The following is a 21,076-nucleotide window of genomic DNA, read 5'->3' on the forward strand; positions in this document are numbered from 1 at the left end:
CCCGCTTGGGCGGACCAGGTTCTTTTTGCGTTTTGCCTGCCTTGGAAGAGGTTGGCGGATCGTTGCAGGTCTTTATGTGGCGGCGTTGGCTTATGCGCCGCCTTTGAGCAGGGCCGCCGATGCGCGGCCCTGCTTGTTGAGTCATCTTGAGAATCACCGCGATGCAAATCGACCACGAGAAAACCCAGCAACTGGCGGAGAAGTACGATTCGGAAATCCGCTTCCGGCCGCTGGACAAGACCGCCACCTGGATCGTCTCGGGCCTGCTGGTCACGCTTTCGATCTTTCATTACTACACCGCCGGCTTTGGCCTGCTGCGCGAGGCCACCCACCGCGGCGTGCACCTGGCCTTCGTGCTCAGCCTGATCTTCCTGGTATTCGGCTTTTCCAAGTCGCATTACCAGCGCGAGCCCAAGTCGACGTGGTACGCCCCCGGCGGCATCCCCCTGTACGACTGGATCATCGCCATCGCGCTGGCCCTGTCGGTGCTGTACATCCCCTATATTTTCGAAGACCTGGCGTTTCGCGTGGGCAACCCGCTGCCCATCGACGTCTTCATGGGCTCGATCCTGCTGATCGGCCTGCTGGAGGCCACGCGCCGCGCCATGGGCTGGCCGCTGCCCATCATCGCGCTGGTGTTCATGGCCTACGCCATGTTCGGTCCGTACTTCCCGGGACTGCTGCAGCACGCCGGCAATAACTGGTCCCAGATCGTCAACCACATGTACCTGACCAGCCAGGGCGTGTACGGCGTGGCGGTGGGCGTGGTGGCGACCTACGTGTTCCACTTCGTGCTGTTCGGCGTGCTGGCCACCCGCATCGGGCTGGGCCAGCTGTTCCTGGACGTGGCGTCGACCATCGCCGGCCGCTACGCGGGCGGTCCCGCAAAGGTCTCGGTGTTCGGCTCGGCCATGTTCGGGATGCTGTCCGGCTCGTCCGTGGCCAACGCGGTGACGGTGGGATCGCTCACCATTCCCGCCATGATCCGCATCGGCTACCCGCGGCATTTCGCGGCGGGCGTCGAAGCCGCCAGCAGCACCGGCGGCCAGATCACGCCGCCCATCATGGGCGCGGCGGCCTTCCTGATGATCGAATTCCTGGGCATCCCGTACCAGCAGATCGCCATCGCCGGCATCTTCCCGGCTTTCCTGTACTTCTTCGGCATGTTCATGCAGGTGCACTTCGAGGCCAAGCGCGAAGGCCTGCGCGGCCTGACCGCCGAGGAAATGCCCAAGCTCAAGCAATCCTTCAAGATGCGCTGGCCCACGCTGATCCCGCTGGTCCTGCTGATTGGCGTGCTGGCCTCCGGCCGCACGCCGTACCTGGCCGCGTTTGCCGGCATCACGGGCTGCATCATCGTGGGCCTGCTGAACCCGTTCCAGCGGCTGCGCTGGCGCGACCTGTACGAAGCCTTCGAAACGGGCGCGAAATATGCGCTGGCCGTGGGCGCGGCCGCCGGGACGGTGGGCATCGTCATCGGGGTGGTGACCCTCACCGGCGTGGGCTTCAAGATCTCGTACATCGTGATTTCGGCGGCGCAGGCCATCGCCGGCGGCGCGGCCATGGTGATCCCCGACGCCGTCGCCAACATGCAATCGCTGACGCTGGTCGCCGCACTGGTCATGACGGGCCTGGTCTGCATCCTGATGGGCTGCGGGATTCCGACAACCGCCAACTATCTGATCATGGTGGCCGTGGCCGCCCCCACGCTGGTTCAACTGGGCGTACAGCCCATCGCGGCCCACTTCTTCGTGTTCTATTTCGGCATCCTGGCGGACATCACCCCGCCCGTGGCGCTGGCGGCCTACGCCGCGGCAGGCATGGCGGGCAGCGATCCCTTCAAGACCGGGAACACGGCCTTCAGGCTGGGCATCACCAAGCTCATCGTGCCGTTCGTCTTCGTGTTCTCGCCGTCGCTGCTGATCTCGGTGCAGGGCTTCACCTGGTACGACTTCTTCGTGACCCTGTTCGGCTGCATGGTGGGGCTGGTGCTGCTGTCGGCGGCGTTCTCGCGCTACATGCTGGTCGGCATGAAGAGCTGGGAGCGCTGGCTGTGCACCATCGGCGCGCTGCTGACGATCCTGCCGGGGTTAACCAGCGGCCTGGTGGGCCTGGCGATCTGCATCCCGGTATTCATCCGGCAAGTGGCCGAACTCAAGCTGGAAAACACGCCGAAGTCGGCCTGAAGACATTGGTCTGACAGCAGCGCCGGGCAAAAAAAGGGGCGGTACCCGCAAGGTCCGCCCCTTTTTCCTGAACCATGCATTTTGTCAGCATTTCGACCGAGGATGGACGCCTGTTGCCGCAAGGTGACGCCATACAACATTCCGCCTTTTCGCCGGTTGCCCGGCAAAATAAATCAGCGTAAAGTAAAATTCATGTTTGCTGGTCTGCCGATCTGCGGGCCGACTGTGCAAACAGGCACAAAACTGCGCCATATGTTCGATATCCTGGTTTATCTGTTCGAGAATTACTACACGCCGCAAGCCTGTCCTGCTGCCGATGTGCTCGCCAAGCGGCTCGCCGCCGCCGGTTTCGAGCACGAAGACATCGACGACGCGCTAGGCTGGCTGTACGGGCTGGCCGAAACCACCGAACGGTGCGTCGATCTGGCCCAGGCGCCCACGTCCGGAACCCGGATCTACACCGACAACGAATACCAGCAGCTCGGCACCGAATCCATCGGCTTCATCGCCTTCCTGGAATCGGCCGGCGTGCTGCCCGCCCCGTTGCGCGAAATCGTCATCGACCGCGGCCTGGCTTCGCCGGAAACGCCCGTGCCGCTCGCCAAGATCAAGATCATCGCCCTCATGGTCCTCTGGAGCCAGGAGGCCGAGATCGACAATCTGGTGCTGGAAGAACTGCTCGACGAAGAAGGCGGACGCCTGCTGCATTGAGCGTACGCCGCCCGTCCGGGCATACACCGTTCCTCTTGCCCGCGCCCCGCGCGGGCTTGGTTTTTCATCCGATCCCTTGAATTACGTCGGCCGCTTCGCCCCCAGTCCCAGCGGCCCGCTGCATGCGGGCTCGCTCGCGACCGCCCTGGCGAGCTGGCTGGATGCGCGCGCGCAGAACGGACGCTGGCTGCTGCGCATCGAAGACGTGGACACCCCGCGCACGGTGCCCGGCGCGGCGCAGGTCATCATGGCGCAGCTTGAAGCGCTGGGCCTTTCGTGGGACGGCGACATCATCTGGCAATCCCGCCGCAATGACGCCTATCAGGCCGCGTTCGACGCGCTTGCCGCGCTGGGCCTGATCTACGGCTGCGGCTGCACGCGGCGGGAAATCGCCGATTCCGCGCTGCGCGGCCAGACCGCGCCCGGCGCCGACGGCGAACGACCCTATCCCGGCACCTGCCGCCACGGCCTGCCCGAAGGGCGCCAGGCGCGCGCCTGGCGCCTGCGTGTGCCGGATGGCGTGGAACACTTCGTGGACCGCTGGCTGGGCCCCCAGGAGCAGGACGTGGCGCAGGCGGTGGGCGATTTTGCGCTGCGGCGGGCGGATGGGCTGTGGGCCTACCAGCTGGCCGTGGTGGTGGACGACGCCGCGCAGGGCGTGACGGACGTGGTCCGGGGCGCGGACCTGCTCAGCTCGACGGCCCGCCAGCGGGTGCTGGGCCGCCTGCTGGACCTGCCCGAGCTGCGCTACATGCACGTGCCGCTGATCCTGGACGCCTCCAGCGGCCTGAAACTGTCCAAGCAGAACGGTGCCCCGCCCATCGACACCAACGCGCCCCTGCGGGCTCTGGAGGCCGCCTGGAGCGCCCTGGGATTCCCGCCCTTCGCCGCCGACGGCATCGGGCCGTTCCTGCGCGAGGCGACTGCGCGATGGGCCGCGCGGTTTCCCCGCTGACCGCTTCAAAGACGCGGCCGCGCCTTACAGCGGCTGCAGATCCGCCCCCAGCATCCTGACCAGCAAGGCTTCGCCGTTCTCCGCCACGCGCAGTTCGCCGTACTTGGCGACCTGATAGCGCTCGGCCTGGCCTTCGGGGAAGAAATACGCATTGGTGACGATGCGCACGCCGTTGTCGCGCACGCGGTAGCGCAGCGGCACTTCGCCTTCGGCATGCGGATGGACCTCCGGCTGGATGCGCACGGGCTGCGCCACGCCGCGCGCGTCCGGCGCCAGCAGCACGTAGCCGTCGGGCTCATAGCCCATGACGGATTCCTGTTCTGCCGCATTGCCGCCGCCCAGGCGCAGGCGCGTCACTTCGCGGCCCGCCGCAAAGTTCAGGGCCATGTAGTCGCCCTGCATCAGGGACCGGGGATCCACCGGCGCCAGTTCCAGGATGACGACCTTGCCGGAGGCCAGCAGCTTTTCGCGCTGCCAGATGCCGCCGTTGGCCACCACCAGCACCAGCGCCAGTCCGCCCAGGATCGCCAGCGTGCGCCAGCGCAGGGCGCCGGACACGGGCGGCATGACACGGGCCTTGGCCGGCGCCTGCGTGCGCATCAGGCGGGGCACGAGCCACACCGCGGCCCGCAGCACGAAGAGCAGCAGCGCGGCCCCGCCCAGCCAGAGGGCCTTCTGCAGCAGCGGCAGTTCCAGCTGGTAGTAATAGACGCCCAGATACGCCAGCAGGCTGGCCACGCCGAAGACCATGACGCGCGACTGGTTAAGGCCGAAGCCCAGCAGCAGCCAGGCCAGCGCGAACGCCACGCCCGGGCTGGGCAGCCAGAACAGCGACAGCAGCAGCAGGCCGATCGGCACGCCCCAGGTGACACCGCCCGTCAGCACGCGGCGTCGCGGCCACAGCACGGCCAGGGCCGCCGCCGCCGGCAGCAGCGCGCCGGCCACGATCAGGATGGTGGTGTGCGGCGTGAGCTGCCAGATGGCGGGCAATTGCGTGGCGGAAATGCCGCTGGCCAGCCACACCATGCCCTGGACGGACAGCAGGAAGGCCCAGGCCAGCGGCTGCAAGGCGTGGCCGCGCCGGGCGCCCACGCGGTGGCTGACCGTGATGATGACCGCGGTGGCCCACGCGCCGATCACGCCGATGGGCAGCCACAGGAACGTGGCGCGCGTCGCGTCAAAGCGCATCCAGGCGTCCATCAGGTCGTCCTGCATGAGGTCGGGCGACAGCCCCCGCCAGATCAGCGCCGCGCCCGCCAGGGCGATCAGCAGGCCGCTGAGAAAGCGCAGGATCACGTCGGGGCCCAGCGCATAGACGACGGCCGCCATCAGCAGCACGAAGAAGCTCGCGCTGGCGAACGAGGTGGAACTGGACAGGCCGAAGATGATGAGGATCTGCCCGGCAAACGCCATGGCCGTGCCGCATTGCCGCCAGAAGGGGCCCGCGTCGCTGCGCAGCACCGCCACGCCGGCCGCGCACAGCACCAGCCCGGCCACCAGCGCGCCGCCCTCGGAGGTGATGAAGCCCGAAAACGCCACGAACACCAGCAGCAGCAGCGTCGCCAGCCAGGCGCTCAGTCCCAGCAGGCACTGCACGTACCAAGGGGGCTCGGCCCGCGGCACCCCGGCAGGCGCAAGCTGCGCCACCGGCGCTCCGGAGTCGGCGGGGTCCACCGCATTGCCGGCCGATGCGCCGGCCGGTTCGGCATCCGCGGGCAGCGCGACGGGCGAGGCGTCTTCGCCCAGGCTGCGCAGCCAGCGCGCCGCCAGGACGGCCTCGGCCATGAGCAGCGCGGCCAGGGGCAGGGTCGCCCAGACGCCGGGCTCCAGCCGCCACAGCCATTCGCCCACCACGCGCAGCGACACGCAGATGACGCCGGCGGCGAGCATGGCTAGGATGACCAGGTCGCGCCGGCCCCGCTGATAATAAAGACCCAGACCCAGCGTGGCGGCCACCCAGGCGATGCCGTTGTAGGTGCCCAGTCCGCGCAGGATGAAGTCGCCGAACATCAGGGCCAGCACCAGCACGCTGATCGCAATCGCGGCCAGGATGCGCGGGCCGAAGACCGTGCTGGCCCGCCAGCGCCGCGCGGCCAGCTCCCAGCCCAGCAGCAGGAGCAGGTTCAGGGCGGCCATGAACAGGCTGGGCACGCCCGGACCGCCGAAGATCATCATCCAGCTGAACACGCGTTCGCCCAGCCACAGCGCGGCCGCAAGATTCAGGACCAGCGCCCACAGCAACCAGACGGCCTGGCTGCCCGCGGCCAGCGCCCAGGGCAGCAGCAGCAGCGCCCACCAGGCGAACAATTCCCAGGTGTCGGCGCCGGTCTGGTAAGTTTGGCCCAGAAGCGCGAGCAGGGCGCCCAGCAGGATGCCGGCCAGCGCCAGCAGCGCGCCGGGTATGCTGCGCCGCACGCCGGGACGGTCCCGCAGACGCAGCCCGGCCCACGCGGCAGCCAGCGCACAGATGGCCAAAAGCCCCTGCGCCCCGGCGAAACGCTGCATTTTGGTCATGTCCTGCCAGTTGGCGGCAACCCAGCAGACCGCGGCGCTGCCCAGCAGCAAAACGCCTAGCCACAGGGTGCTTCGCGCCAGAAATTGACGCCAAGCGTGCAGTTCGGATCCCGCTTGTCTTTCAGTGCCGACTTGCATCTGGCGAATCTCCGATCTTATTATCCGCGCTACTAAGGCGGGACTACCGCCACTGGATACACATGAATAAAACGCTGATTATTGCCGAGAAGCCCTCGGTGGCCCTTGATATATCACGCGCCTTGGGAGGCTTCGCGCGCGAGGGCGACTATTTTGAAAGCGAACGTTACGTGCTCGCTTCCAGCATCGGCCATTTGCTCAGCTTGGTCGCGCCCAACGATCCGGTCAAGGGGAAGTGGAGCTTCACGCACCTGCCCGTGATTCCGCCGGAATTCGAACTGGGCCCGACCGACAAGAAGTCCGCCGAACGCCTCAAGCTGCTGGTCCGCCTGGCCAAGCGCAAGGACGTGGACTCCATCATCAACGCCTGTGACGCCGGGCGCGAAGGCGAACTGATCTTCCGCTACATCATTCAGTATGCGGGCGTGAAGAAGCCCATCCAGCGCCTGTGGCTGCAGTCGATGACGCAGGCCGCCATCCGCGAAGCCTTCGCCAACCTGCGCGACGACGCCCAGTTGAAGCCGCTGGAAGCGGCTGCCCGCTCGCGCGCCGAGGCCGACTGGCTGGTGGGCATCAACGGCACGCGCGCCATGACCGCCTTCAACAGCAAGGACGGCGGCTTCTTCAAGACCCCGGTCGGCCGGGTGCAAACGCCCACGCTCGCCATCGTGGCCGAGCGCGAAGAGCGCATCCGCCGCTTCGTGCCGCGCGACTACTGGGAAGTCCGCGCCACCTTCGTCGCGGCCGCCGGCCTGTACGAAGGCCGCTGGATCGACCCGCAGTTCAAGAAAGACGACCGCGATCCCGAAAAGCGCGAATCCCGCCTGTGGTCGGCCGCCGCCGCGCAAAGCGTCGTGGCCGCCTGCCGCGAGCAGCCCGGCAGCGTCACCGAGGAATCCAAGCCGTCGACCCAGATGTCGCCGGCCCTGTACGACCTGACGTCCCTGCAGCGCGAGGCCAACGGCCGCTTCGGCTTTTCCGCCAAGACCACGCTGGCGCTGGCGCAGACCCTGTACGAACGCCACAAGGCGCTGACCTATCCGCGTACCGATTCCCGCTACCTGCCCGAGGACTACATCGGCACGGTCCAGGAAACCATGCGCGCGCTGGCCAAGGGCGGCTCCAACGCCGTGGGCGGCCTGTCGCGCCACGCGGAAACCGTCGCCAGCCAGCAATGGGTCAAGCCGAACCGCCGCATCTTCGACAACAAGAAGGTGTCGGACCACTTTGCCATCATCCCCACGCTGCAGATCCCGCATGACCTGAGCGAGGCCGAGGCCAAGCTGTACGACCTGGTGCTCAAGCGTTTCCTGGCGGTGTTCTTCCCGCCCGCGGAATACCGCGTCACCACCCGCCTGACCGAAGTGCAGGGGCATCGCTTCCGCACCGACGGCAAGGTGCTGGTCACCCCGGGCTGGCTGGCCGTGTACGGCAAGGAAGCACAGGGCGAGGACGCCAACCTGGTGCCCGTGGCGGACGGCGAGACCGTGCGCACCGAGGACGTCGAAGCCATCGGCCTGTCGACCAAGCCGCCGGCGCGCTTCAACGAAGGCACGCTGCTGTCGGCCATGGAAGGCGCGGGCAAGCTGGTGGACGACGAAGAGCTGCGCGAGGCCATGTCCGAGCGCGGCCTGGGCACCCCGGCCACGCGCGCGGCGATCATCGAAGGCCTGCTCAACGAGGTCTACCTGCGCCGCGAAGGCCGCGACCTGGTGCCCACCGCCAAGGCGCGCCAGCTGATGACCCTGCTGTCGGGCCTGGACGTCACCGAACTGACTTCGCCCGAACTTACCGGCGAATGGGAGCACAAGCTCAAGCAGATCGAACAGGGCGGGCTGGGACGCGAAGCGTTCATGCGCGAGATCGCGCAGATGACGCAGGTCATCGTCAAGCGCGCCAAGGAATACGAGCGCGACACCGTGCCCGGCGACTACGCCACGCTGCAGACGCCGTGCCCCAAGTGCGGCAGCGTCGTGAAGGAAAACTACCGCCGCTACGCCTGCACCGCCTGCGACTTTTCCATCGGCAAGCACCCGGGCGGCCGCACGTTCGAACTGCCGGAAGTCGAAGAACTGCTGGCCAAGCGCGAGCTCGGTCCGCTGCAAGGCTTCATCAGCAAGATGGGCCGGCCTTTCGCGGCCATCCTGCGCATCAGCGATGAATACAAGCTGGAATTCGACTTCGGCCAGAACGACGAAGACGACAACGAAGCAGTGGACTTCTCCGGCCACACGCCGGTGGGATCCTGCCCGAAGTGCCAGTCGCGCGTGTTCGAGCACGGCATGAGCTACGTCTGCGAAAAGTCCGTCGGCCCCGAAAAATCCTGCGACTTCCGCTCGGGCAAGGTCATCCTGCAGCAGGAGATCTCGCGCGAGCAGATGGCCAAGCTGCTGACCGACGGCCGCACCGACCTGCTCGACGGCTTCGTCTCCAGCCGCACCAACCGCAAGTTCAAGGCCTTCCTGGTGCGCCAGCCCGACGGCAAGATCGGCTTCGAGTTCGAGCCGCGTCCTGAAAAGCCCGGCCGTGCCCGTGCACCGGCCAAGACGGCGGCAAAGACCGCGACCAAGACCGCCGCGAAGAAGGCGCCGGCCAAGAAGGCCGCGGTGAAGAAAACCGCCACGAAGACGGCCACCAAGACAGCCACCAAAACGGCCGCCAAGAAGGCCGTGAAGAAGGCCGCGCCCAAGAAGACCGCGGCATAGCCTGATACGCGCCGCCATTCTCAACGCCCGGGAAACCGGGCGTTTTCCATTGTTGGTCGGCAGTCGCTGGGGTATTGTTTACGCCAAACAGCTGCAACCCAATCACACCGAGGACGACATGACCCGTAGCTCCGATTTCACCACCCGCCGCCGCGTGCTGGCCGCTGCGTCCGCCTTCGCCGGCATCGGCCTGCTCAATGGCCGCGTCGCGTTCGCGCAGCCCCGGCTGGGCAAGGTCGTCTACGGCCAGGGCAGCATTGACCCTTTTTTCGCGGCCGGCTACGTGGCGCTGAAAAAGGGTTTCTTCGGTGAAGGCGGCCTGGAGGTCGAGTACCTGAATTCGCAGAGCGGCCCGCGCACCAACCAGCTGCTGGCCGCCGGCCAGATCGCGTTCGGCGCCACCGCGGCCACGGCCGCGCCGGCATTGACGATCGCGGGCAAGCCCGCCGCGCTGGTGTTCGGCTTTGACCGCAAGCTCACCTACGCCAACGTCATCGTGCGCCGCGAAGACTTCGAAAGCGGCAAGATCAAGTCGCTGAAAGACCTGGCCGGCAAGCGCGTGGGCGCCACCCAGCCGCAGTCCAGCACCTGGCTGATGGCGCTCTACCTGATGCAGAAGGCCGGCGTGGCCGACAAGGTCGACATCCGTCCCCTGGGCGACCTGGCAACCATGCTGGGCGCGCTCAAGACCGGCTCGGTGGCCGCCAGCATGGCCACCATGTCCATGATGGAGCAGGCCCGCCAGGAAGGCTGGGGCGTGCCCATTTTCGACGCCACCACCGAAAGCTCGTGGAACGAGTTCATGGGCGGCGACGTCCCGGGCATCGCCGCGCTGACGCTGCAAGACACCATCCAGAAGCGCCCCGAGGTCGTGCAGGCCTTCGTCACCGCCATGGTCAAGGCGCAGGACTTCATCACCGCCAACAGCGCGGCGGCCATTACCGACGCCATCTACGACGATTTCCTCAGCGCGTTCCCGCGCGCGGCCATCGAAAAGACCCTGGGCGTCTACAAAGAAACGGTGTTCCTCAAGGACAACATCATCACCGAGGACGCGTACAACCGCATGACGGCCATCATGGGCGACGGCCGCCAGTTCTCCAACGACGAGATCAAGACCGTACCCTATGCCAAGTGCGTGAACATGAGCTTCGTGCGCAAAGCCCGGGGCCTCTGATGATCACGCTGGACAAGGTGGGCAAGGCGTACCAGTCGCGCCAGGGCACCACGCACGCGGTGGGCGAGGTCAGCCTCGCGATCCAGGAAGGCGAGTTCGTCTCCATCGTCGGCCCCTCGGGCTGCGGCAAGAGCACGCTGCTGAACATGATCGCGGGCTTCCTGCGCCCCACCACGGGCTCGATCGTCGTGGGCGGCCGCGTCGTGGACGGGCAGGTGCCGCCGGCGCTGGGCTACATCTTCCAGAAGGACACGCTGTTGCCCTGGTTCAGCGTCAGGAAGAACGTGGCGCTGGGCCTGAAGTTCCAGGGCGTGCCCGCCGACAGGATCGAGCGCCGCGTGGCGCAGCTGCTGGAACTGGGCCATCTCAGCGCGTTCGCCGACGCCTTTCCGCACCAGTTGTCCGGCGGCATGCGGCGGCGCGTGGCGCTCTTGATGAGCCTGGCGGTGGAACCGCGCATCCTGCTGCTGGACGAGCCCTTCGGCGCGCTGGACACGCACACCAAGACGCACCTGCACCGCGAGCTCATGGAAATCTGGCGCAAGCTGGGCCAGACGGTCGTGATGGTCACGCACGACCTGGACGAAGCCATCCTGCTGTCAGACCGCGTGGTGGTGCTGTCCGGCCCGCCCAGCCGGGTGCTGCTGGACGAGCGCATCCGGATTCCGCATCCGCGCGATGTCTTCACGCTGCGCGAAACGCCGCAGTTCGTCTCCCACGTGCAAAGCCTCTGGAGCGTGCTGGGCCAGCAGTTCCGCGCCGCCGCCTGATTTCCCCCGCGCCATGATTCCGACTGAAACCTCCGATTCCCTGCAGGACCAGCTGCGGCTGGACCGCCGCGCCGGCGTCGCGCGCCGGCTGCGCATCACCCTGTGGCAGGTCCTGATCCTCGCCCTCATCCTGGGCTCCTGGGAAACGCTCACGCGCATTCCCTGGTTCACGCAGAACACGCTGTTCGATCCCTTCTTCATCAGCCAGCCGTCGCGCGTGGCCGCCCGGCTGTGGGAATGGCTGCAGCCCGGGCCGCGCTCCGTCTGGCCGCATTTGTGGCTGACGCTGCAGGCCACCATGGTCGGCCTGGTGGTGGGCGTGGGCAGCGGCTTCGTGGTCGGGATGACGCTCAGCCGCAGCCGCTTCCTGGCCGACGTCTTCAACCCCTTCATCGTGGCGTTCAACTCCATGCCGCGGATCGCCTTCGTGCCGCTCATCACCATGTTCTTCGGGCTGGGCCTGGCGTCCAAGGTGGTCACGTCGTGGTTCGTGGTGTTCTTCCTGGTGTTCTTCAACACCTACAAGGGCGGGCGCAGCGTGGAGCGCGAACTCGTCGACTTCTGCCGGACGCTGGGCGGGTCGCCGCGCCAGATCCTGTGGCGCGTGCGCATCCCCACCGCCGCGGCCTGGACCTTCGCGGCGCTGCCCAACGCCATCAGCTTCGCGCTGATCGGCGTGGTGCTGGCGGAGTTCGTGGGCTCCACCACGGGAATGGGCTACCTGATGATCACCGCGCTGGCGACCCTGAACGCCACCGACATGTTTGCGGCGGTGACGCTGCTGTCCATCGTCGGCATCGCGCTGGTTTATTGTGTGACATGGCTGGAACGGCGCCTTCTGCACTGGGCGCCGGAATTCAGGGAATGAACGGAACCGGATTGATGACGACACTACCGTATCTGCGCAACTTCGACCTCACCGGGCAGGTGGCGCTGGTGACCGGCTCGGCCCGCGGGCTGGGCTTCTGCATCGCGCGGGCACTGGCGGGCTGCGGCGCGCGCGTGCTGATCAACGGGCGCAACGCCGGCGCCGTCGCGGACGCCGTGGCGGAACTGGCCGGCGCGGGCCTGGACGCGCACCCGCTGCCGTTCGACGTCAGCGACGATGCGGCCATGGAAGCGGCCTTCCGCCGCATCGACGACGAGCATGGCCGCCTGGACGTCCTGGTCAACAACGTGGGCGCGCGCAACCGCAAGACGCTGCGCAACACCAGCCCCGCTGAAATCCGCGAGCTGATCGACACCGATCTGGTGGCCGGCATGCTGCTGGCCAAGTACGCCGCCGAACGCATGATGCGCCAGGGCGGCGGGCGCCTGATCGCGATCACGTCGGTGGTGGGTGAACTGGCGCGCGCGGGCGACGCGGTCTATCCCGCCGCCAAGCAGGGCCTGACCGGCATGGTGCGTGCGCTGGCGGCGGAATTCGGCGGGCACCACATCACCAGCAACGCCATCGCGCCGGGCACCTTCGCCACCGAAACCAACGCGGACATGGTTGCGGACCCGCAATTCGGACCGCGCATCGCCGCGCGCAACCCGACCGGCCGCTGGGGCGAACCCGAAGAGATCGCGGGCGCCGCCGTGTTCCTGGCGTCCCCCGCGGCGTCCTACGTGAACGGCCACGTGCTGGTGGTGGACGGCGGGCTGTCGATCCAATTCTGAAGACCCGCCGCGCCGCTCAGGTCGTCTCGTCCTGGTACCACACGCCTTCGGCCAGCATCATCTTCTGATGCCCATGCCCGGCGGGCATCATCGGAAAGCAGTTCTCCTGCGCGCTGACAGCCACATCCAGGAAATAGGGCCCGTCGTGCGCCAGGCATTCGGCCAGCGCGGCATCCAGCATGGCCGGGTCTTCCACCCGCGCCGCGCCCCAGCCGAAGGCGCGGGCCAGCGCCACGAAATCCGGCAGCGACGCGTTGTAGCTGTGGCTGTAGCGCCCGCCATGGATCAGTTCCTGCCACTGGCGCACCATGCCCATGTAGCCGTTGTTGCACAGCACGACCTTCACGGGGGTCTGGTGCTGCATGGCGGTGGACAGTTCCTGGATGTTCATCAGCACCGACGCATCGCCGCTGACGCAGACCACCGTCTTGTCGGGATGCGCCACCTGCGCGCCGATGGCGGCGGGCACGCCGTAGCCCATGGTGCCCGCGCCGCCCGAGGTCAGCCAGCGGTTCGGCCGGTCGAAGCGCAGATACTGCGCGGCCCACATCTGGTGCTGGCCCACGTCGGTGGAGACGATGGCGTCCCGGTCCGCCAGCGCGGCGTTCAGGCGCGACATCAGGTGCTGGGGCAGGATGGCGTCGGCCGCGGGCTCAAAGCCCAGGCAGTCCTGCGCGCGCCAGGCATCGATGCGCTTGAACCAGGGCGCCAGCCGCGCCGGCTCCAGCGGGGCGTCGCCCAGTTCGGCGCGCAGCGCGCGCACCAGCGGCAGGCAATCGCCCACCAGCGCCACGTCCACGCGCACCACCTTGTTGATCGACGCGGGATCGATGTCGATATGGATCTTGCGGGCGTAGGGGCAGAATTCGGACAGCTTGCCGGTGATGCGGTCGTCGAAGCGGGCGCCGATGCACACCACCAGGTCCGCGTTGTGCATCGCCAGGTTGGCCTCGACCGTGCCGTGCATGCCCAGCATGCCGACGAACAGGGGGTCGGAGGCCGGGAAGGCGCCCAGGCCCATCAGGGTCAGCGTGCAGGGTGCGCCCGCATGGCGCACCAGGTCCGTGAATGCCTCGCAGGCCTCGGGCCCGGCGTTCACCAGCCCGCCGCCGCCGTAGAAGATGGGCCGCCTGGCCTGGGCGATCAGCGCCGCCGCCCGGCGCACGGCCGACTGCGGCAACTTGGGCGCCAGCTTGCCCGACTGGCGCCGCGCGCGCAGCGCAGCCAGCTTCTGCTGCGACGGCAGGCCCAGCCCGTCGTCGCCGTCGTCGCGCGGCGAGGCCAGTTGCACGTCCTTGGGAAAGTCCACCAGCACCGGGCCGGGACGGCCCTGGCGGGTCAGTTCGAAAGCGCGCGACACCACGCCGGCAACGTCATCGACGGCGCGGATCTGGGTGTTCCACTTGGTCACGGAACGCGAGATGCCGATGGCGTCGCATTCCTGGAAGGCGTCGGTGCCGATGGCCGCCGTGGCGACCTGGCCGCTGATGCAGAGCACCGGGATCGAATCGCACATGGCGTCCAGCAGGCCCGACGTGGTGTTGGCCATGCCGGGGCCGGACGTGACGAACACCACGCCCGTGCGGCCGGTGGTCCGGGCATAGCCCTCGGCGGCATGCACGGCGGCCTGCTCGTGGCGGACCAGCACGTGACGCAGGCGGGGCTCGGCGTACAACGCGTCATACAGCGGCAGGACGGCGCCCCCCGGATACCCGAAAACCGTATCCACGCCGTGCGCAATCAGCGTGTCGAGCAGAATCTTGGCCCCGTTTGCAGGGGGACATTCGGTGGCGGCAAGCGCGGCGGCGGCGGTGGGGTGCAGGCGATCGTTCATGCTATCCATCTTATTCGTAGACCCGAAGAATTTTTATCTTCTTTTCCACGAATTACCGCTGGAAGCAGTAAATTTATCTTTGATCTCGAGGAATCAAAGAAAATGAACCTGGACAAGTTTGATCTGGCCATCCTGAAGGTGCTGCAGGACAACGCGCGCGCCAGCCTGAACGACATCGGCGCGGCGGTCGGCCTGTCGTCCACGCCATGCTGGAACCGCATCAAGCGCATGGAGAGCGCCGGGGTGATCCGCGGCTACACCGTGGATATCGATCCGGCCAGCCTGGGTTTCATGGACACCGTCATCGTCCATGTGACCCTGGAAAGCCACAGCGAGGAAACGCTGTACGAGTTCGGCCGCGCGCTGGCGCAGATCCCCGAGGTGCTGGAAGCGTTCCTGGTGTCGGGCGACTACGACTATTACATCCGCATCGCCGTGCGCGACACCCGCGATTACGAACGCCTGCTGCGCGAACAGCTCTATCGGATCCCGGGCATCCGGCACAGCAAATCCTGCTTCGTGCTGCGCCGGCTGAAGGAAACCAAGCTGCCCCTGACCGGCCCGCAAGGCTGAGCCGCCCCCGGGCGCTGCCGGCCGCGCTAGCGCAGCACGAAGTCGACCGGGACGGCGGGCTCCGGCAGGGGCCGCACGCCCAGGCCCTCGAGCAAGTCGATCTCGATCACCCGGGCCAGCGCCGACAGCGGCAGGTCATTCTCGTCCGCGCCGAACGGGTCTTCAAGTTCATCGCCCAGGGCGTCCAGGCCGAAGAAGGTGTAGGCCACGATGGTGACCGCCACCGGGGTCAGGACTTCCAGCGTGCCCACCAGGCCGAACGGCAGCAGCAGGCAGAACAGCCACGCCGTACGGTGCAACAAGAGGGAATACGCGAACGGACAGGGCGTGAACTTGATGCGTTCACAGGCGGCCTGGATCGCGGCGCATTGCGCCACGCGCTGGGTCAGGCCCTGGTACAGGATGTCGCTGATTTCGCCGCGGCGCAGGCAGGCCGCCAGGTCGCGGTTGATCGCCATGAGCAGGGCGTCGGGCACGTTGCGGCAGCCGGCCAGCGTGTCCAGCTCGTCCTGCTGCACCCAGGGGCGCACGGCGTCGACCATGTCCTGCCCGCGCAGGCGCGCCGCCAGGCCGTAGCCGAAACCGATGCAGCGGCGCACCAGCCGTTCCTGCACGGGATTGGCGGTGCTGGCGGCCAGCAGCACGGCACTTTCGCGCGCCAGGCTGCGCGCCTGCACGATCAGGTCGCCCCATTGCTTGCGGGCCTCCCACCAGCGGTCGTAGCAGACGTTGTTGCGAAAGCCCATGAAGACCGACAAGGCCAGCCCGAAGAGCGAGAAGGGCACCGCGGTCAGGTGCGCCGGCGAGAACCATTGGCGGTGGTACATCCACACCACCACGCAGGACAGCAGCGTGATGACAATGATCCTGCTGAGGATGCGCGGGATGATGGAACCACGCAGTACAAAGAACAGAGCCAGCGCGGAGGGACGCGGACGGACGATCATGATAAATATCAAGCGAGGGACAAGGCGGCGCTCACTATACGCCTGTCCTCGCGCAAAAAAGCCGCCGATATAATTCTGTTTCGTCTCACCGCCACACTCCACGCTCAATGACCAACGAAGACACCCCGATCAAGCCCTGGCATGTCGTTCGCCGCTCCAAGCTGCACGGCAACGGCGTCTTCGCCGCCCGCAAGATTCCCGCGGGCACGCGCATCATCGAATACGGCGGCGAACGCATCAGCGCCAAGGAAGCCGACCGCCGCCACCCCACCAATCCGGACGATCCCTTCCACACCTTCTTCTTCGCGCTCAGCACCGGCCGCGTGATCGACGGCGGCGACCAGGGCAACGACGCGCGCTGGATCAACCATTCCTGCCAGCCCAACTGCGAGGCCCAGGAAGGAAAGCACGGCAAGCGCGTCTACATCGTCGCGCTGCAGGACATCCCGCGCGGCACGGAACTGTCGTACGACTACGGCCTGGTCCTGGACGGACGCATCACCAAGGCGCTCAAGGAAGGCTACCGCTGCCTCTGCGGCACGCCGCCCTGCCGCGGCACGATGCTGGCGCTGCCGGCGAAAAAGGCCAAAAAGGCCCAACCCGCCAAGCCGGCCTGAAGGCCTTTGAGGGGCCGGTCTCCCATTTTCCGAAGACCACAACTGCAATAAGCATATTCAATCCGTCCGTCCGGACAGGCGTACAATCGACCGGTCGTTAACACGACATGCAGTACGTCTTCAGGGCGGGGTGCAATTCCCCACCGGCGGTATGCCATGCAATGTGGCGAGCCCGCGAGCGCCCGGCTTCCTTCCTGGAAACCGGGGTCAGCAGACCTGGTGAAATGCCAGGGCCGACGGTCATAGTCCGGATGAGAGAAGATGTGCCGGCACATATTCGGCTGATCGGGCGCGCCTGCGCCCGTCAGGCCGTATTGCGTTCGGCTGTCGATTAGCCCTGAAACGTTTTTCGCCCCTTTAACTTGCGAGAGCGTTTCAATGTCCAACGTTGCCCTTACCCAGCAGTCCCCCATCCCCAGCCTTGCGTCGCAGCCCTTCGCCGCCCGTTTGCAGCGCGCGCTGCATCATCTGCGCCTGGGCCGGCCCGTCATCCTCATGGACGACTTCGACCGCGAGAACGAAGCCGACCTGATCGTCGCCGCCGACAAGCTGACCGTGCCCGTCATGGCCCAGCTGATCCGCGACGGCAGCGGCATCGTCTGCCTCTGCCTGCCCGGCGAAACCCTGGATCATCTGCAACTGGCCCCCATGGTCCAGCGCAACCAGAGCCGGTTCGCCACGGCCTTCACCGTGTCGATCGAAGCCCGCGAAGGCGTCAGCACCGGCGTGTCGGCCGTGGATCGCGTCACCACCATCCGCGCAGCCATCTCGCCGACGGCGCAGGCCGACGACATCGTCAGCCCGGGCCACGTGTTCCCGCTGCGCGCCCAGGCCGGCGGCGTGCTGACGCGCCGCGGCCACACGGAAGGGTCGGTGGACCTGGCCGTCCTGGCCGGCCTGCGCCCCGCCGGCGTGCTGTGCGAACTCATGAATGCCGACGGCACGATGATGCGCGGCGCGGCGCTCGAGCGCTACGCCGCGCAGCACGGCCTGGTGGCCCTGACCATCGCGGAACTGGCCGACCACCTGCAGAAGCTGAAGGACGGCCAGGCCGAGGCCATCGATGACGAAGTCCTGGAAATGGCGGCCACCGTCTGATCTGGATCGGACGGGTGGGGGCCCCGCGCGGTGCGCGGGGCGCCCACACCATCAGCCGGCACCTTCAGCGCTTGCCTCGCAGCGCCAAGCCCACAGCCACGGCCGCCAGGGCGCAGGTTCCGCCCAGTGCGAAAACCGCGCCATACCCGCGAAAGCCCGCCAGCCAGCCTGCCGCCGGGCTGCCCAATCCCAACGCCACGTCCAGGAAGGCGACGTACGCGCCCATGGCCGTGCCGCGGCTTGCCGCAGGCACGCGGCGCACGGCCTCCACGCCGAAGGCCGGAAACGCCAGCGAGTAGCCGGCGCCGGTGAGCATGGCGCCCACGAACGCCCAGCCGGGCGACGCGCTGCCCCAGATCAGCCACTGGCCGGCGGCTTCGATCAGCACGCAGGCCAACGCGACCCGCGCGCCGCCCAGGCGGTCCGGCAGGCCCGCGAAGAACACCCGCGCCAGGATGAAGCCCGCCCCGAACGCCGTGAACATCCACGCCGCGCCGTCCCAGCCGCGCTCGCCAAAGAACAGGCTCACGAAGCCGGTGATCATCCCGAACCCCACGCTGGACAAGGCCAATCCCAGGCCGGGCAGCCAGACCATGCCCAGGACGCGGTAAAAGGGCGGACGAACGCCGCCCGCGCCTTGCGGCGCGCGCAGCGGCAGAACCAGCGCCAGCGCCGCCAGGGGGATCAGCACGGTGGCCGCCGCGATGCCCGCGAACCCGGCGGCGCCGTACAGCCGCATCCCGGCGGGCGCGCCGAGGGCAAAGGCGGCGTAGATCGCCACGCCCACCCACGCCATGACGCGGCCCGAATTCTGCGGCCCCGCCAGCCCCACGCCCCAGCTCAGCGCGCCGGTGACGATCAGGCTTTCCGCGCATCCCATCACGGCGCGGCCAGCCAGCAGGGCGGCGAACGCCGCGGCAGGCCGGTCCGCCAGCCCATCGGCCAGCAGGTAGAACAGGCCCGCGACGGCCCCAAGAAGAAGTCCGCAGGCCATCGCGCGCTTGGGGCCTTGGCGGTCGGCCATCGCCCCGGCGCCGGCGCGCGACAACAGGGCCGCGGCGAATTGCAATCCCGCGACAACTCCGACCGCGAGGGCGCCCATCGCCAGCGTTCCGTCCACATACAAGGGCAGTACGGGCATGGGCAGGCCGATCATGAAAAATCCGATGAATACCGCCAGCGTCAAAGGCAGTATTCGCAAAAACACGGAGCGCACGGCTCCCTGGGCCGCGGGCATAGCCCCGGCCGCCGAAGAGTTCGACATGGTGAGTCCTTGAAAGGGTGTGGGGCAGTCCCGCGCCGCCGCGCAATCCGGCGATGGCATAATCCGCCCAAAGCGGGGGGAAACAAGTCAGACTGCCTGCCGCAAATTTTATGAGCCGTTGCTCACGTTTGATACTCGCCTTTCGCCACACCCATGACCGCCATCCCACAGCCCCGGAAATCGCCGCGCCAGCTCAGATCCCAGCACACCGTCGACACCATTCTGCAGGCCACGGCTCGCGTTCTGGCCACGCACGGCTATGCCGGCACCAACACCAACCTGATCGCGGAAACGGCGGGCGTAAGCGTGGGGTCGCTTTATCAGTACTTTCCCAACAAGAACGCGCTGATCGCCGCGCTGCACGACCGGCACGACAACCAGATGCTGGACGTCATCGACGACGTGCTGAACGGCAATCCCGCCGCCACCCTGCGTGAACGCGTGGGCGCGATCGTGCAGGCGATGTTGCACGCCCATCTGCTGGAGCCGGCGCTGCACCGGGTGCTGGAACGGGAGTTTCCGCTCTTTGACCAGCCGCACGAGCACAGCCGCGCCGACCAGGACATTCACCGCCGCATGCGGCATCTGCTGGAGCTGCACCGCGCCGAGATCGCGCAGCAGGACCGCGACCTGGCGACCTATGTGGTGCTGCGCATCATGGAATCGCTGGTGCACGCGGCGGCGCTGGAGCCGCCGGCGGGTTTCACGCCGAAGCAGCTCGAAGGGGCCGTGGTGGATGCGGTGATGGGATACCTGGGCGCACCGGCCAACGCGGCGCCGCGCAAGGCCGCCCGCGCCGCTGGCGCCGCAAGGAAGGCATAGCCCGCGCGCGCCTGGCGCACGCCCTTACGCGGGCGCGCGGGCCATGCTGGCCAGGCAGTCGGCGGGGCCGCCCGTCACGATGCGCGCGCTGCATGCCAGCATCAGGTTCAAATTCAGGCCGAAGTCCTCGACGGTGTGGCCCTGGGCGTCCACCATGCGGGACACGCCGTCGTCCGCCGCCGCCCCCACGGCCACCTGGTCGATCAGCGACCCGGCCTGGCTGGTGTAGCCCCAGACCGGCTTGCCGCAGGCGATGGCGTAGCCGACCTCGAACGCCGTGCCCGAATCGGGTTCGGCGCCGCGGAAAGGATTGAGGTTCGCCATCACCATGTCGGCGCGGCGTATCAGCGCCACGTTCGCGCGATAGATCCACTGCGCGAGCGCCTGGCCCGTCAGGCCGTCCGGCGCCGCGTTGTCCAGCGGGAACAGGCCCTCGAACCCGTAGGTGGCGCACAGGGTCTTGAGCCGTTCGCCATGCGCCGCGGCATCGGGCAGAAAGACATCGGAACCCGCCAGATAGACGCTGCGCATGGACCTTACTCCGGCTCGGAAACGTTGAAGGCTTCGCCGGTGGCGAAGAAGGATCCGCCGGCCAGGTAGTGCACCGAACGGCGCTGGTCGTCGGGGAAGTGCCAGCGATTGCCGGAGAACACTTCCGGCGCCGCCCAGGCCGCCACGACCTCGCCGATGAACAGGTCATAGGCCTGCTGGTTGTGCGGCTCGGGGACGACCTTGCATTCCAGCCAGCCGAGGCAGTCGCTGATGAGCGGCGCGCCGATCTTGCTGGCCGCGAAGGTGGACAGGCCGCTGGCCTGGAACTTGTCTTCGTCGCGGCCGGAGTGCGAACCCACCAGCATCGTCGCGCGCGTCTGCGCCCGCGACGGGATGCACAGCGCGAACTCGCCCGAGGCCTCGATCAGTTCGCGCGTGTACGTGTTCTTGTCCACCACCACCAGCATCTTGGGCGGACTGAAATCCAGGGGCATGGCCCAGGCGGCCGCCATCACGTTGCGCGCATCGCCGTGCGCGCTGGTGACCAGCACGGTGGGGCCGTGGTTCAGAAGCAGATAGGCGCGCGGCAGGTCGACGGGTTCGATCATGGC

General features: G+C 67.7%; 18 protein-coding genes and 1 riboswitch. Of the genes, 12 read left to right on the forward strand and 6 right to left on the reverse strand.

The features are described from left to right. Window positions 1-161 precede the first annotated feature (161 nt). From ABE485_RS00260 to gluQRS, 3 genes are all read left to right on the forward strand, one after another. The gene (locus ABE485_RS00260; RefSeq protein ID WP_346512634.1) at window positions 162-2,186 is read left to right on the forward strand and encodes a TRAP transporter permease; all 2,025 of its coding nucleotides are present in this window, start codon (window positions 162-164) and stop codon (window positions 2,184-2,186) included. A 252-nt stretch (window positions 2,187-2,438) separates the two neighbouring features. Continuing rightward, complete coding sequence (locus tag ABE485_RS00265; RefSeq protein ID WP_346512636.1) at window positions 2,439-2,897, forward strand: DUF494 family protein; 459 nt, start codon at window positions 2,439-2,441, stop codon at window positions 2,895-2,897. Between the two features lie 76 nt (window positions 2,898-2,973). Next, a complete protein-coding gene (gluQRS, locus tag ABE485_RS00270) occupies window positions 2,974-3,852 on the forward strand; it encodes a tRNA glutamyl-Q(34) synthetase GluQRS (protein ID WP_346512637.1) in 879 nt (292 codons plus the stop codon). Between the two features lie 24 nt (window positions 3,853-3,876). On the opposite strand, the gene ABE485_RS00275 is transcribed toward gluQRS, so the two are convergent. Continuing rightward, complete coding sequence (locus tag ABE485_RS00275; protein ID WP_346512639.1) at window positions 3,877-6,504, reverse strand: GDYXXLXY domain-containing protein; 2,628 nt, start codon at window positions 6,502-6,504, stop codon at window positions 3,877-3,879. 62 nt (window positions 6,505-6,566) lie between these two features. Between ABE485_RS00275 and ABE485_RS00280 the strand changes: the two genes are divergently transcribed. The 5 genes from ABE485_RS00280 to ABE485_RS00300 all read left to right on the forward strand — a co-directional run bounded on the left by ABE485_RS00280 (window position 6,567) and on the right by ABE485_RS00300 (window position 12,818). Continuing rightward, entirely contained in the window at window positions 6,567-9,209 is a 2,643-nt protein-coding gene (locus tag ABE485_RS00280) for a DNA topoisomerase III (protein WP_346512641.1), read from the forward strand. 118 nt (window positions 9,210-9,327) lie between these two features. Next, window positions 9,328-10,386, forward strand: a complete 1,059-nt coding sequence (locus ABE485_RS00285) for an ABC transporter substrate-binding protein (protein WP_346512642.1) — start codon at window positions 9,328-9,330, stop codon at window positions 10,384-10,386. Beyond that, window positions 10,386-11,156, forward strand: coding sequence for an ABC transporter ATP-binding protein (locus ABE485_RS00290; RefSeq protein ID WP_346512643.1), 771 nt, complete (start codon window positions 10,386-10,388; stop codon window positions 11,154-11,156). Before ABE485_RS00285 ends, ABE485_RS00290 begins: the two co-directional genes overlap by 1 nt. A 13-nt stretch (window positions 11,157-11,169) precedes the next feature. Next, a complete protein-coding gene (locus ABE485_RS00295) occupies window positions 11,170-12,024 on the forward strand; it encodes an ABC transporter permease (protein WP_346512644.1) in 855 nt (284 codons plus the stop codon). Window positions 12,025-12,038: 14 nt separating this feature from the next. After that, on the forward strand, window positions 12,039-12,818 hold the full coding sequence (locus tag ABE485_RS00300) for an SDR family oxidoreductase (protein WP_346512645.1): 780 nt from the start codon (window positions 12,039-12,041) through the stop codon (window positions 12,816-12,818). Window positions 12,819-12,834: 16 nt separating this feature from the next. Here ABE485_RS00300 and ilvB read toward each other — a convergent pair whose 3' ends face one another. Beyond that, complete coding sequence (ilvB, locus tag ABE485_RS00305) at window positions 12,835-14,661, reverse strand: biosynthetic-type acetolactate synthase large subunit (RefSeq protein WP_346512646.1); 1,827 nt, start codon at window positions 14,659-14,661, stop codon at window positions 12,835-12,837. A 93-nt stretch (window positions 14,662-14,754) separates the two neighbouring features. Here ilvB and ABE485_RS00310 point away from each other — a divergent pair, with 93 nt between their 5' ends. Beyond that, window positions 14,755-15,225, forward strand: coding sequence for an Lrp/AsnC family transcriptional regulator (locus ABE485_RS00310; RefSeq protein WP_346512648.1), 471 nt, complete (start codon window positions 14,755-14,757; stop codon window positions 15,223-15,225). A gap of 26 nt (window positions 15,226-15,251) precedes the next feature. Here the strand turns inward: ABE485_RS00310 and ABE485_RS00315 are convergent, their stop codons facing one another. Then, a complete protein-coding gene (locus tag ABE485_RS00315; protein ID WP_346512649.1) occupies window positions 15,252-16,172 on the reverse strand; it encodes a bestrophin family protein in 921 nt (306 codons plus the stop codon). A gap of 107 nt (window positions 16,173-16,279) precedes the next feature. On the opposite strand from ABE485_RS00315, the gene ABE485_RS00320 reads away from it, so the two are divergent. Together ABE485_RS00320 and ribB are read left to right on the forward strand one after the other, a co-directional pair. Then, window positions 16,280-16,789 (forward strand): SET domain-containing protein, encoded by a 510-nt coding sequence (locus ABE485_RS00320; protein ID WP_346512650.1) that lies wholly within the window; start codon window positions 16,280-16,282, stop codon window positions 16,787-16,789. 112 nt (window positions 16,790-16,901) lie between these two features. Then, a riboswitch (FMN riboswitch) is annotated at window positions 16,902-17,056 on the forward strand. A 111-nt stretch (window positions 17,057-17,167) separates the two neighbouring features. Continuing rightward, complete coding sequence (gene ribB, locus ABE485_RS00325) at window positions 17,168-17,887, forward strand: 3,4-dihydroxy-2-butanone-4-phosphate synthase (protein ID WP_346512652.1); 720 nt, start codon at window positions 17,168-17,170, stop codon at window positions 17,885-17,887. Between the two features lie 64 nt (window positions 17,888-17,951). Here ribB and ABE485_RS00330 read toward each other — a convergent pair whose 3' ends face one another. Beyond that, window positions 17,952-19,151: an arabinose transporter gene (locus ABE485_RS00330; RefSeq protein WP_346512653.1), complete on the reverse strand. Its 1,200-nt coding sequence runs from the start codon at window positions 19,149-19,151 to the stop codon at window positions 17,952-17,954. 153 nt (window positions 19,152-19,304) lie between these two features. Between ABE485_RS00330 and ABE485_RS00335 the strand changes: the two genes are divergently transcribed. Beyond that, the gene (locus ABE485_RS00335) at window positions 19,305-19,973 is read left to right on the forward strand and encodes a TetR/AcrR family transcriptional regulator (protein ID WP_346512655.1); all 669 of its coding nucleotides are present in this window, start codon (window positions 19,305-19,307) and stop codon (window positions 19,971-19,973) included. A gap of 24 nt (window positions 19,974-19,997) precedes the next feature. Here ABE485_RS00335 and ABE485_RS00340 read toward each other — a convergent pair whose 3' ends face one another. Together ABE485_RS00340 and ABE485_RS00345 are read right to left on the reverse strand one after the other, a co-directional pair. Further along, on the reverse strand, window positions 19,998-20,504 hold the full coding sequence (locus ABE485_RS00340) for a nucleoside 2-deoxyribosyltransferase (RefSeq protein ID WP_346512656.1): 507 nt from the start codon (window positions 20,502-20,504) through the stop codon (window positions 19,998-20,000). Window positions 20,505-20,509: 5 nt separating this feature from the next. After that, entirely contained in the window at window positions 20,510-21,073 is a 564-nt protein-coding gene (locus ABE485_RS00345; protein ID WP_346512657.1) for a flavin reductase family protein, read from the reverse strand. Between the last annotated feature and the right edge of the window lie 3 nt (window positions 21,074-21,076).

The organism is Achromobacter spanius (assembly GCF_039673305.1).
In the GTDB taxonomy this organism is placed as follows: domain Bacteria; phylum Pseudomonadota; class Gammaproteobacteria; order Burkholderiales; family Burkholderiaceae_B; genus Achromobacter; species Achromobacter spanius_F.